Source organism: Colwellia sp. PAMC 20917 (assembly GCF_001767295.1).
Classification (GTDB): Bacteria; Pseudomonadota; Gammaproteobacteria; order Enterobacterales; family Alteromonadaceae; genus Colwellia_A.
The window spans coordinates 612,617-625,895 of the sequence record NZ_CP014944.1 but is presented as its reverse complement, the minus strand read 5'-3'; the positions used below and the strand labels follow the sequence as shown (position 1 = coordinate 625,895).

Genomic DNA, 13,279 nt, shown 5'->3' with positions numbered 1-13,279 from the left:
AATGAAATTTTTCTTTTTTATTTGTAGTTTTTTACTTTGTTTAAACGCACAAGCTCAGCATGACAAACAGCAACAAGTTATTAAGTTAACTATTGCAGCCCCTGAAATTCGCCCTTTTATTTATAGCAATGAAAAGGGTGAAAACAAGGGCTTGTTAATTGAGACGATGAATAAACTCAATGCCAGTGGAAAATTTAAAATATCAGTTACCATCATGCCTTGGGCAAGAGCATTAAAAGCGGTTGAACAGGGAAAGTTTGATGCATTAATGCCGACGGTTTATACACCAGAACGCCGCTTGTTTTTGAGTTTCCCTAAAAGTCCTTTGATTAATTTTTATGGCTCTGAAATATTCAAAAGAGCAGATGATAATTTTGTTTATCAAGGTATTCCATTAATTGATAAAAGTAAAATACTTGTCAGAGTTCGTTCCACCAATGTTGATAGTCATTCAGAAAAAGCCTTTAAAGATGCCTCTATAACATTTGTTGAAGCGACTCGCCTAGAAGATGCCTTTAATATGCTTATTTATGGTCGCGTTGATTTATTGGTGGCCGATAGTGCCATTGCATATACGACCATCGATAATATGGCGGTTAATGGACAAGTCGAAGGGTTCTCGTTGTCTGATCAAGTTGACTCCTCTTTTCTTGCTTTTTCAAAAAAATATTCAATGTCTCACGATATCAATGAAGTGATGGAAAAAATTAATATGATTAATGATGCCGATAGTTATCACCTTTTGATTAAAAATTAGTGAATGCTTAGGATGAGTTCAACAACAGACGCTGAAAAAATTAAAAATATTGTTCAAGGTGTTAAAGCCGAAGAACAGCGTTTACGCAAAAAATATGCGTTTTTAGCTAAGCAAGACAGTATCGGTTTTCTTATTCTTTTACTGTCACTTACTGGTATGATCACCAGTGGCTTATTATATTACTATGCCTTTATCCCTGCCTGGATTTGTATCATGCTAGCGGCAATTTTTGCCTCTATCTCCCATGAGTTAGAACATGACTTAATTCATAAACTTTACTTTCGTCAGCAACCTATTATACATAATCTTATGATGGCCATTGTTTGGTTAATGCGCCCAAGTACTATTAATCCTTGGTATCGTCGAAAAATTCATTTACTGCACCATAAAACCTCGGGCACAAAACAAGATTTAGAAGAACGACTGGTCGGCAATGGTATTGCTAATATACTTGTTCGCTATATCGTGATGTTTGATGGTTTATTCGGGCTGATTTTACAAAGAAAGCACTTGAATAGGGAAGTGAAAGCCTTTAATTTTTTGAATGTTTTTAATGGCGGTTTCCCACTGACGATACTTTATTATATCTTCGGTTACGGCTTTATATTGTTTCACAGTGTCGATTTTTTTATTGCCAGCGATTTTATCTATCCGCCATGGTTACAAACCTTTTCAGCGTTGAGCAATCTGTTGATGGTGGTTATTATTGCGCCTAATTTTTTACGCTCAGGCTGTTTAAATTTAGTGACTTCTTATTTGCACTACTATGGTGGCGTTAATAATGTAATGCAGCAAACGCAAGTCTTTAAAGGTTTGCTTATTTGGCCACTTAACCTGTTTACCTTTAACTTTGCTGGTACACATGCCATTCATCACTTTGTTGTGCAACAACCGTTTTATTTGCGTCAAATGTTAGCAAGAACTGCACATAAGGTGATGAAAGAAAATGGTGTTAGATTTAATGATGTTAGTACATTTTCAAATGCAAATAGATATCGCACTTTGTAAGGTAGGGCGGTAGCGATAAAACTTTAGTTATCTTATTGCTTGTTAATTATCAACTGATCATAAAAGGCTGATAAGCTTGCTAAGCGGCGCTGCTTAATTGAGCTGCGCCGTAATTTTAGCTTAAGGCGAATTATTCAGCAATAAGTTGCGCTAATGTAAAGCTAGTCTCAGCTTGTCCTAAGGTTGCCTTCATAAAAGGAAGTATCTCTTCGAGCTGCTTTTTTAACTGCCAAGGAGGATTAACAATAAATAAGCCGGTACCTGTCATACCATATTCATCACTGTCGGCTTGTAAACAAAATTCAACTTGTAATAAATTTTTCACCTCACTACGGGTAAAGTCTTTTTCCATAGCATGAATACGCTCACGGGTAACCACAGGATACCAAAGAATATAAGTCCCGGAATTGAATTTTTTATAGGCTTTTACGATAGTCTTAACCGCTTTAGCGTAATCTTCTTTTAACTCATAAGGGGGATCGATAAGTACTACACCTCGGCGACTGGGTGGCGGCACTAACCCCAATACACCTTGATAACCATCAGATTGTTTTACATGTGATTTTTTCCAGCGAGTGCAGAATTCTGTCAAATGTTGAATATCGGTAGGGTGTAACTCAAAGAGATGAGTACTGTCTTGGCGGCGCATCAGTTGCTTAGCAACGCCAGGAGAGCCAGGATAAATTTCTAGCTCACTATTTTCAGTGTTTAAGCGCTGAATTAGCTCAACATAGGGTGTTAATGCTTCAGGAAAATTTTCATCAGTTAGTGCGGCAATAATTTTAGCGATACCGCCTTTGTATTCAGCTGTTTTTTGAGCGTATTCATCTTTTAGTGAATACATGCCAGCACCTGAGTGGCTATCGATATAGGTAAAGCCTTTTTCTTTACGCACCATATATTCTAGTACGAGCGTTAAAACCGAATGTTTTAAAACATCAGCGAAGTTTCCTGCGTGAAAAGCATGACGATAACTGAGCAAAAGGAATTCCTTAATCTAAAATGGGGAGGGGAAGTCATAGATAAAACACTCTTTGATCAGTGTTTTATCTATTTGTATAAACGGTGTTATTTGCGTCTACGCTTGGCTTGCTAAGTACTCATCATAAGTACCGGCAAAGTCAATGTAACCATCTTTGGTTAATTCAATAATACGCGTCGCTAAGCTCGAAACAAACTCACGGTCATGGCTAACAAACACTAAAGTACCTTCGTAGTTCTCTAATGCCATATTAAGTGACTCAATAGACTCCATATCCATGTGGTTGGTCGGTTCGTCCATCACAAGAATATTAGGCAGTTGCATCATCAGTTTACCAAAAAGCATTCTGCCTTTTTCTCCTCCTGATAATATTTTAACTGATTTTAGAATATCGTCAGCTGAAAATAATAAACGCCCTAAATAACCACGAACAGCTTGTTCGTCGTCGGTAGGCTGACGCCATTGGCTCATCCAGTCAAACAAGGTCATGTCATGCTCAAATTCAAACTCATGGTCTTGTGCGTAATAACCAATATTTGAATTTTCAGACCAAGTAAAATCACCAGAAGTTGCTTCGTAACCGACTTCATTTAATAAAGTGCGTAAAAAGGTGGTTTTACCTATGCCGTTTTCTCCGATCACCGCAATACGTTCACCGACTTCAGCCAAAAGAGAAATATCTTTTAGTACATGAGCATCATTAAATTTCTTGTTTAATTTTTCTATGACTAAGGCATTACGAAATAATTTTTTCTCTTGCTCAAAGCGAATAAAAGGGTTGGTTCGGCTTGAAGGTTTAACTTCTTCTAGTTGGATCTTGTCGATACGTTTTGCTCGAGAAGTCGCTTGTTTAGCTTTTGAAGCATTCGCAGAGAAACGGGCAACGAAAGCTTGTAGCTCACCTATTTGCGCTTTTTTCTTAGCATTGTCAGCAAGTAAGTTAGCTCGTGCTTGTGTTGCTGCCAGCATGTATTCGTCATAGTTACCTGAGAAAACTCTAAGTTCTCCGTAATCTAAATCGGCCATGTGGGTGCAAACACTGTTTAAAAAATGTCTATCATGCGAAATGATGATCATGGTTGAATCACGGGCATTCAAGGTTTCTTCAAGCCATTGAATGGTATGAATATCAAGGTTGTTGGTTGGCTCATCAAGTAATAAAATATCAGGATCTGAGAATAGTGCCTGTGCTAACAAGATACGCAGTTTAAAACCTGGGGCTATTTCGCTCATTAAACCATAATGTTGGTTAACAGCAATTCCTACGCCCATTAATAGTTCACCGGCACGTGCTTCGGCACTGTAACCGTCCATCTCAGCATATTCTGATTCTAAATCGCCTACTTTCATACCATCGGCTTCACTCATTTCTGGTAAAGCATAAATACGGTCACGTTCTTCTTTTACCGCCCATAACTCAGTATGTCCCATAATAACGGTATCAATAACACTGAAGTGCTCAAAGGCAAATTGGTCCTGGCTTAATTTACCCAAACGTTCGTTAGGGTCTAAGCTTACATTGCCTGAGGTCTGCTCTAAGTCACCACCTAAGATTTTTATAAGTGTTGATTTACCACAACCGTTGGCACCAATTAAACCGTAACGATTACCGCCACCAAATTTTTGTGAAATATTTTCAAAAAGAGGTTTTGCGCCGAATTGTTGGGTAATATTATTTGCTTGTAGGATAAGCTGATTCCTTGGTTGTGCATTTAAGCTGGTAAGTCAATTGCGCGCGATTATACACAAAAAACATCGACTTCAATAGGCCAAAATTTGTCTATTTGGCTGAGGCGGATGATAAATTAACGACAAGTTGTTCAATGTTCGATAAATTTTCTTATTTTAGTAAAAGTTGCTAAGTAGCGTGTTATCGTCTGTTGGCAAGATGCTAAGATTATTTTTAGTGTGTTTTACAACCGTAATTAAGCTGTTTCATGAGATGAGTCGCCACGATGTTAAATAATAATAAGCGCCCGGTAAACGTTAATTACCCTCGTATCTGGCAAACAGTGCAGTTAATACCTTATGGCAAGGTCGCTTGCTATGGACAGGTTGCTGATCTTGCTGGCTTGCCCGGTAAAGCGAGGTTAGTCGGGAAAGCGTTAGGTAAAATCCCTGATGATGGCTGGAAAGAAAAAAGTGTTCCTTGGCACAGAGTTATTAACTCTCAAGGGAAAATATCATTTGCTGTTGAAAGAGAACTTTTCGCCAAACAAAGCGCACTGCTTCAAGAGGAACAAGTGGTGGTTATAGGTAATCGCGTTAAGTTAACAGATTTTCAGTGGCAACCCGATTTGGCCGAATTACTTTTTAAACTCACTTATTAAAGACCAGAACTTCACGGCTATTGAGCCTTGTATTTAGGCATTAAAAATAAAAAAGGCGACTAATCATAGTCGCCTTTTATCATTAAAATTAGCCGTTTAGCTTAATAGAAATTAACTTTAAATTCTGCACCAAAAAAGCGTTCTTCATTAACAATAGCGGTATTGTTACTAAAGTCTACAGCGCCAATAGCGATTTGTTCATCGGTTATGTTACGAACAAATAAGGCAACTTCATACTCTTTATCATCACCGTCCCAGGTATAACCGGTACGTGCGCCACCTTCAAATAATGATTTTCCATTAAATTCTTTTGATTCATATAAAAAGAAACTAATGTCATCTCGGTAAGACCAATCCGTGTAGGCATAGAATTCACCGTCTGCAATTTCACGAGAATAACGCAAGGTAAAGTTAAAAATCCACTCTGGCGCATGTGGTAAACTATTACCGTCTACTTCGGCAAATCTATTGCCGAAATCATCGGTGTAGAAATTATCGGTAATAGTACATGCTTTACAAGCAGCAACGGCTAGGTCACTGTCATTGATTTCGGTATTATTATAACTGACACTTGCGGTTAGCCAAAAATTATCGGTTAGCATAAACTCTGAGTCGATTTCAAAACCGTAACCGGTCGTTTCTTCAGCGTTAAGTAAACTCGCCGTATTGCCACCACCACCAACAGACGTTAGCTGCTGATCATCCATGGTAAAATAAAATATCGAGGCATTAATACGACCAAAGCCGTCTAAAATATCAGATTTAATACCGGTTTCTAAAGATAAAATAGTTTCTGAGTCGGCAACAGAAATACCATTTCCAAAGGCGAATAACGAACGCCCTTGAATACTTGGCGCTCTGAAGGTATCAGCAATACGTGCATATAAGTTTATGTCATCAGTATATTTATGCGTAACACTGATATCCCAGCTAACATGTGAATCACTTGGATTTACTTCACCTGATACTACATCAGGAAAACCTAACCATGCCAATGGAGACTTCGTTCTTTGGTTACTATAGTCTTTGTCATCATCAGAATAACGTAAGCCCAAGGTTACTGAGGTTTTGTCGTTATAGTCATAATCAAACGAGCCAAAAACAGCCCATGCAGTGGTTTCTTGCTCTTGAATAACGTAACCAGTTTGAGCGCCACTGCTAAATAAAGGATCGAAGGCAAAGCTTTCAATGGTTAAATCTTCATTAAAGTAAAAAGCGCCCACTTGGTAATTAAATTGGCCATCAAAGTTACTTGATAAGCGAATTTCTTGTGTTAGTTGCTCGTGATCTGGAATAGCATCGGCTGTTTCTGAATCAAGTGCGATAATACCAGGTCCTGAAGGCTCAGCATAAACTGCGCCATAACCACCATCAACATCGGCACGGGAATAAAGCTCTGCACTTTCATAGCCTGAAATTGACGTTAGGGTATATTGACCTAATTCAAATTCCAACTTTAAACTGCCGCCTTCGGTTTCAACTTGTTGTGTCGCTCTTGATGCCGAATCATGGTAAACAGTATCTCTTTCAAAATTACTGACTAATTCGTTACTTTCAGGTTTAAACGCATTTGCATAGAAAGCAACTGGCTTGCCATCTAAGTCGCGCATGTGGTAATTAAATAATGCGGTGAAAGCGTCATCTTCATAAAGAAATTGAATACGAGCCGCTTTGTCATTATAGCCGCCTAAAACTTCTTTTTGTTCAAAACCGGGTGCTTGGTTATCTATGTAGTCATCTCGGGTTTGATTAAGTAATGAAACACGAGCAGATAATTTATCAGTTAACCCACCACCAACAGCCGCACGCATATCGGTAGTGTTATTAGTGCCGTATGAAAGAGAGCCAAAACCATCAAAATCTTGTGATGGTTTTACTGATTCAAACTTAATTAAACCAGCAGGGGTGTTACGACCAAATAGTGTCCCTTGTGGACCACGTAATACTTCTACGCGGCCAACATCAAATACGGGAAAACCTTTCAAAATTGGGTTTTCTTGAACAACTTCATCAACGACTAAAGAAACGGGCTGTGATGCGTTTAAATCAAAATCAGAATTACCTAAACCACGCATATAAAAGCGTGGAAAAGTACGACCAAAAGAAGATTCAACAGTAAGACTCGGCACGCGGGCATTTAAAAAACGAATGTCCATAGCGGCAGAACTTAACACATTCAGTTTTTCACCTTGGAGCGCACTAATAGCTACAGGGACTTCTTGAACATTTTCTACTCTTTTACGTGCGGTTACTTCAATAATTTCTAAACCAACAACTTTTTCTTCAGCATTTTCTTCCGCTAAAGTCGCTGCAGAAAAACCGACTGTTGATGTTAAAACAGCGAGTTTAACCGCTGTAGCCAAAGTGGAATTTTTGAACAAATTCATTAATATTCTCCAAGAGTGCGATGTTTTTTAGGTAAACTAAACTTTATTGTTATTTTGATACCAGTTAGGGTAGCCGAAATTTACACATTTCTAAATAGAAAGTAACTATTTTTATACGTTTTAACATAGTTTACTTTATAGGAAGTTGTTATGTTATTTTTTGCAAAATTAAGCTAATCAGATAATTTGTTAATTTTTTAAATTAAAGTCGTTAATGTAAGGTGAACATAAAAGCTACGCTGCTATTAACCTTATTATTACCTGCTGCTTCTCAGTTAAAACCAACGGTCTCTTATTCGGTGGAGTTCATCTTATCTGTCTTTTTTATTATTATTTTTTGTACTAAATTAATGCTGACAAAAAATATAATAATTAGGAAACAATCATGAAAAAATTTGGGTTATCGTTATTATGCCTTTCTTTATCGACTGCTTATGCAAGTGATGACTTAGATATGGCGAATAAAATAAGAGCAGAAGGTTTTTATAATTCTGAAGTTATGCACACATTGGAGCAATTAACCGATGAAATAGGCCCTCGTTTATCTGGCTCTCCTCAGATGAAGAAAGCTAATAATTGGACTTTAGAGAAGTTAAAGGGGTGGGGATTAAAAAATGCTTATTTAGACCCTTTTGAGTTCGGGCGAGGCTGGTCACATGACTCTGCTTCCATTGACCTATTGAGTCCGCGTGAAGTTTCTTTACACGGTATTCCTGTTGCTTGGACACCGGGCACTGAAGGAGAAGTAACAGGGGATGTTGTTATCTTTGATGCGGCTTCAATAACCGACTTAGCACAATATAAAGGTAAGCTAAAAGGTAAGATCATTATGATGGGCGCTGGTAAAAATATTGAAGCGCCTGAGAACAGTGTCTTTCAACGCTATGACTCCGGAGAGCTTTCTACATTGACAGAATTTGATGTAATGCGAGCGCCAAGTCACTCTCCATGGGTAACTGCTGACCGAAGAGATGGCGCAATGCAGCGTTATAATTTTCAAGCCACGCTCAGTAATTTCTTAAAAGAAGAGCAAGTTGCTGGTGTTATATATCGTAGCTGGCGTCAAGGTGGCTTAATTAACGTTTTTGGTAGTGACCATCGTGTCGGTAAAACCTTTCCAGTACCGGCACTTATTATAGAAGCCGAACATTACAACCTATTATCTCGAATGATAGATAATGGTAAAACACCTAAATTATCGCTCAATATCGATGCGCGTTTTCATGATAACGACCGAAATGCTTACAATACCATTGCAGAAATTCCAGGGAGTGATAAAAATCCTGAAATAGTTATGGTCGGTGGCCATTTAGACTCGTGGCATGCCAGTGATGGTGCTGTTGATAACGGCGCGGGTGTGGCGGTATCAATGGAAGCTGTTCGTATTCTGCAAGCATTAAACTTTAAACCTAAACGTACCATACGTATTGGTTTATGGTCGGGTGAAGAACAAGGGTTATTTGGGTCGGCCGCTTATGTAGATGAACACTTTGCGACTCGTCCTAAACCTACTAATAAGAATGAGCAGGCATTGCCCAGTTATTTATGGAAAGATCAAGGTTGGCCGATTGAAACGAAAGCTGATCATGATAAGTTTTCGGTATACTTTAATATGGATAATGGAAGTGGACGTTTCAGAGGTATTTATACTGAAGGTAATGTAGCTGCAAAATCAATATTCGGTAACTGGTTCAGCCCTTATTCAGATTTAAGTACCGGTACTATTACTAATCAAAGTACGGGGGGCACTGATCACGAGTCTTTTGATGATGTAGGGTTACCCGGTTTTCAATTTATTCAAGACAAGTTAGATTATGGCTCTCGTTTGCATCATACCCATATCGATTCGATTGACCATGTCGTAGAAGCTGATCTAAAACAAGCTTCTGTTATTCTTGCTGGTTTTTTATATAAAGCGGCCATGGCTGACGAACGCATGCCTCGTAAGCCGATGCCAAGAGATATTTCTAATTTGCAAAAGCAGCAGATGAAGTTGAAAGCTGACAAAGCACGTAAAAACCGTGATAAAGAAGGTAATAAAAACTTAGAGATAAACTCAGTAAAAAATTAATCTGATTGAAAATAACCGCACTCTATTGTTGAGTGCGTTTTTATTTATGCGGTACTTACTCGAGTGCTTTATTGTAAATATCCCAAATCAATCAAAAACATAATTCGTAAACTGTTGACTTGAAATGACAATATAAGAATCGCTATAAATGTGTTCTGACTTCAAATAACTCAGGGAAAAAGCTAACATCTAGCGCTTTCTTCAAAAAACTTACCCCAGAAGAGCCACCGGTTCCTGCCTTATAACCAATTATCCGTTGCACGGTATACATGTGTTTAAAGCGCCATTGTTGAAAAGAGTCTTCGATGTCGACAAGCTTTTCTGCTAGCTCATATAACTCAAAAAATTTCTCGGGTTGCTGATAGACCATTAGCCATGCTTTTACCACACTCTCATTACTCTGATAGGCTTGGCTAACATCACGATTAAGCACACAGTCATCAATGTTAAAACCTGCTTTTACTAATGCGGCAATCACTTCGTCGTATAAGCTGGGGCTATTGAGTAATAATGCTAACTCTTGATAGGCTTGACTATTATTTTTATGGACGTTAAGCATATCACTGTTTTTATTGCCTAAGAGAAACTCAAGCTTTCGATATCCGAGTGACTGAAACCCAGAGGATCGTCCTAAGTCATCACGAAACTTTAAGTAATCAACGGGGGTAAGCGTCGATAAAATATTCCATGACTGAGTCAACTGAATGAATATTTGTTTTACCCGCGCGATAACTTTAAAGGCGGGACCAAAATCATCTGCGCGTAAACACTCCATGGCTTTCGTTAATTCATGGCCAGCAAGTTTAAGCCAGAGTTCGCTGCTTTGATGAATAACAATAAACAACATCTCATCATGTTCTTTCGATAATGGTTGCTGAGCCGATAATATTTTATCAAGCTGCAAGTAATCACCATAGGACATATCATCGTTAAAGTCGGTATGAATATTGTCTTCTACTTCACGTTTGTTTGCATCACCATTAAAAGGACAGCCAGAATTAGACATCAAGATTATCCTTATTTTTAGTTTGTTTTTGAACGAGTTGTAGCAGTTTTTCGTAAACAAAATCGTCTTGCCAACAGCTTTCTATGTCAGGAATTTGCATTATTTCAGCCATAATTAATTTTTGCTGATCACCGATTGCTAATGCTTGCGAATAAGGCAAGTGTGGGCAAAAGGTCACCATAGAATAAAGTGGCACCCAAAGTTCAGGATGAAGTTGATGAAATTTAGCTTCAATTTTTTTCTGCAAAAGAAAATTACTGTCACCAGAGAGCTCACTCATTTCAACAAAATTGCGCTGAGCTAATTCAGTAATAGCATCAGCATTTATTTTTCGCTGTTTTTGATAAGCAGGAAAAATATCACACCATTGACCTTTATATTGATCAATAATTTCACCAAGCTCTCGGCAATCTTCAAAGCCACAGTTCATGCCTTGACCGTAATAAGGCACCATTGCATGAGCAGCATCACCAATTAATGCGACTTTGTTATTGATCACCCAAGGGTCCACTTTAACTAAAAATAGTGGGCTAGCTTTCTTGGACATAAAGTCGTCGATGGGGTCTGCTAGTATGGGCATTGCATCGGCAAAATTATCGTTGAAAAACTTAACTATATGACTTCTTTCTGTTAAGTTGCAAAATGAATGCGCTCCGTCATGTTTACTTTCATAATTCATAAACAATGTACAAGTGAACGAACCATCAGGGTTGGGCAGAGCGATCAGCATAAAATCTTTTCTTGGCCAAATATGCAGGGCTTCTTTTTCCATTTTAAAACGCGCATCGCCTGTTTCGTTTTCGTTTGCTGGGATCGTTAATTCGATATAAGACTGAGGCATGAAAGATTGGCTATAGCTAAAGCGTGGCGTTTCTTGGGCAAGACGGCGCACTTTTGAAAAAGCACCGTCGGCGCCAAAAATATAATCGGCGTCAATTTCGACATGACCTTTACTTTGTGCCACATCAAAGCTGAAAGATGAACAACCCGTAGTAAAGTCAACATGGGTAAGTCTTTTTTCAAAGTGCAACGCTACGTTTGCTTCTTTTTCTGCCAAATTAAGTAATTGTTCATTAATGCCCGCGCGTGATACCGACCAAATAGCTTGGTCGTCTTTTCCATAAGCTTGCTCTGTTATTGTTCCATCAACCCCATGCATGACACGTTTTTTCATAGGGAGCGCTTCTTTACGGACTTGTTCAGCAATACCAACCGCTTCAAGTGCTAACCAACCACGGTCTGAGAGGGCAATGTTAATCGATTTTCCTTGGTATATATCATGCTGGCGAGAATCTGGGCGAGATTCAAATAAATTAATATTATAGCCTTTTCGAGCGAGTATTATTGCAAGCAATGCGCCAATAGGACCAGCTCCAGCTACTGTGATGTTAGTTTCATTGGCAGGTTTAGATATAACATTTACGCTCATTGTAAACACTCCTTTAAAAGTCGGACAAAGTGATAAATATCTTGGAATTGATTGTAAAGAGGGACGGGAGCCACTCGAATAACATTGGGTTCACGCCAATCTGTGGTTACGCCATTTTCTTCTAACGCGTTAAACATAGCTTTACCGTCAAGGCCTTTGACATTAATCATTAACGATAACTGACAACCGCGTTCAGCTTGATTACTGGGGGTGATAATACGAATTTTATCGCCGAGTTCACTGGCTATTAATTCGGTCATATATTGGGTAAGCTTGACTGATTTTTTGCGAAGCTCACTGATCCCGCCTGCCATTTTTATGGTATCAAGTGCCCCTCGAATAGCCGCTAATGATAATACGGGAGGGTTGGATAATTGCCAGCCTTCAGCTGTAGCAATAGGCTTAAAATTGTTTTCCATTTTAAATCGGGTTGACTTGTCGTGTCCCCACCAACCCGCAAAGCGGTTCACTTGCGTTTCACTGTTTGAATTAGCGCTATGCGTTTCATGAACAAAACAACCAGCAACAGAGCCCGCACCACTGTTTAAATATTTGTAACTGCACCAACATGCAAAGTCGACTTGCCAGTTATGCAGTTCCATTTCGATGTTGCCAACGGCGTGGGCTAAATCAAAACCCACCATGATACCTTTCGCGTGCGCTTTTTCAGTGATGGTTTTCATATCCAGCACTTGACCAGTGTAGTACTGAACACCGGGCAATAATATCAGGGCTATTTCATCGCCTTGTTGTTCAATAATTTGATATAAATCATCAGTGTTTAATAATTCTTCGCCTGCTCTTGGTGTCCACAGCAGCATATTCTTATCAACATCTTGTTTGTGATGTTTTAGTTGAGATTCCACGGCGTAATGATCAGAAGGGAACGCATGATCTTCAATCAGTATTTTAGTACGTTTACCTTGGGGTTGATAAAAACTCACCATCATTAAATGTAAGTTTGTGGTTAATGAATTCATCATCACCACTTCTTCATTTTTCCCCCCCACTAATAATGCTGATTGCTTGGTTAAAAACTCGTGGTAGGGCAGCCACGGGTGCTCCCCTTCAAAATGTCCTTTTACGCCTCTTTGTCCCCAAGAGTCGAGTAGTTCAATAACATATTCGCGAGCAAGTTTTGGCTGTAAGCCTAGAGAGTTACCCGTAAAATAATACTCATCTTCTCCATTCGCTTGTTTGGGAATAGCAAACTGCTCACGCATTTTTGCTAACGGATCATTAAGATCTAGTGCTTGGGCGTATGCTAATGTCGTTCTATTATTTATTGTTTTATTAGTAATAGTCATAA

Annotated in this window: 10 protein-coding genes; 4 read left to right on the top strand and 6 right to left on the bottom strand. The window is 38.8% G+C overall.

All coding sequences use genetic code 11. The features are described 5' to 3' along the window. Position 1: 1 nt before the first annotated feature. Both A3Q34_RS02705 and A3Q34_RS02700 read left to right on the top strand, forming a co-directional pair. The gene (locus tag A3Q34_RS02705; protein WP_070373944.1) at positions 2-757 is read left to right on the top strand and encodes a transporter substrate-binding domain-containing protein; all 756 of its coding nucleotides are present in this window, start codon (positions 2-4) and stop codon (positions 755-757) included. Positions 758-769: 12 nt separating this feature from the next. Next, entirely contained in the window at positions 770-1,765 is a 996-nt protein-coding gene (locus A3Q34_RS02700; RefSeq protein ID WP_070373943.1) for a fatty acid desaturase, read from the top strand. A 130-nt stretch (positions 1,766-1,895) separates the two neighbouring features. Here the strand turns inward: A3Q34_RS02700 and A3Q34_RS02695 are convergent, their stop codons facing one another. Together A3Q34_RS02695 and A3Q34_RS02690 are read right to left on the bottom strand one after the other, a co-directional pair. Then, complete coding sequence (locus A3Q34_RS02695) at positions 1,896-2,747, bottom strand: 23S rRNA (adenine(2030)-N(6))-methyltransferase RlmJ (protein WP_070373942.1); 852 nt, start codon at positions 2,745-2,747, stop codon at positions 1,896-1,898. A 96-nt stretch (positions 2,748-2,843) separates the two neighbouring features. Beyond that, a complete protein-coding gene (locus A3Q34_RS02690; RefSeq protein WP_070373941.1) occupies positions 2,844-4,436 on the bottom strand; it encodes an ABC-F family ATPase in 1,593 nt (530 codons plus the stop codon). Positions 4,437-4,702: 266 nt separating this feature from the next. Here A3Q34_RS02690 and A3Q34_RS02685 point away from each other — a divergent pair, with 266 nt between their 5' ends. Further along, positions 4,703-5,077 (top strand): MGMT family protein, encoded by a 375-nt coding sequence (locus A3Q34_RS02685; protein WP_070373940.1) that lies wholly within the window; start codon positions 4,703-4,705, stop codon positions 5,075-5,077. 101 nt (positions 5,078-5,178) lie between these two features. On the opposite strand, the gene A3Q34_RS02680 is transcribed toward A3Q34_RS02685, so the two are convergent. Then, on the bottom strand, positions 5,179-7,464 hold the full coding sequence (locus A3Q34_RS02680) for a TonB-dependent receptor (RefSeq protein WP_070373939.1): 2,286 nt from the start codon (positions 7,462-7,464) through the stop codon (positions 5,179-5,181). Positions 7,465-7,849: 385 nt separating this feature from the next. Between A3Q34_RS02680 and A3Q34_RS02675 the strand changes: the two genes are divergently transcribed. Continuing rightward, positions 7,850-9,535, top strand: a complete 1,686-nt coding sequence (locus A3Q34_RS02675) for a M20/M25/M40 family metallo-hydrolase (protein WP_070373938.1) — start codon at positions 7,850-7,852, stop codon at positions 9,533-9,535. Between the two features lie 142 nt (positions 9,536-9,677). Here the strand turns inward: A3Q34_RS02675 and kynA are convergent, their stop codons facing one another. Genes kynA through kynU form a run of 3 tightly spaced genes read right to left on the bottom strand, consistent with a single transcriptional unit; the run spans position 9,678 to position 13,277 of the window. After that, positions 9,678-10,541 (bottom strand): tryptophan 2,3-dioxygenase, encoded by an 864-nt coding sequence (kynA, locus tag A3Q34_RS02670; RefSeq protein ID WP_070373937.1) that lies wholly within the window; start codon positions 10,539-10,541, stop codon positions 9,678-9,680. Then, the gene (locus tag A3Q34_RS02665) at positions 10,534-11,970 is read right to left on the bottom strand and encodes an FAD-dependent oxidoreductase (RefSeq protein WP_070373936.1); all 1,437 of its coding nucleotides are present in this window, start codon (positions 11,968-11,970) and stop codon (positions 10,534-10,536) included. Before A3Q34_RS02665 ends, kynA begins: the two co-directional genes overlap by 8 nt. Continuing rightward, positions 11,967-13,277 carry a kynureninase gene (gene kynU / locus A3Q34_RS02660; RefSeq protein WP_070373935.1) on the bottom strand — a complete coding sequence of 437 codons (1,311 nt, stop codon included), beginning with the start codon at positions 13,275-13,277 and terminating at the stop codon, positions 11,967-11,969. Before kynU ends, A3Q34_RS02665 begins: the two co-directional genes overlap by 4 nt. Between the last annotated feature and the right edge of the window lie 2 nt (positions 13,278-13,279).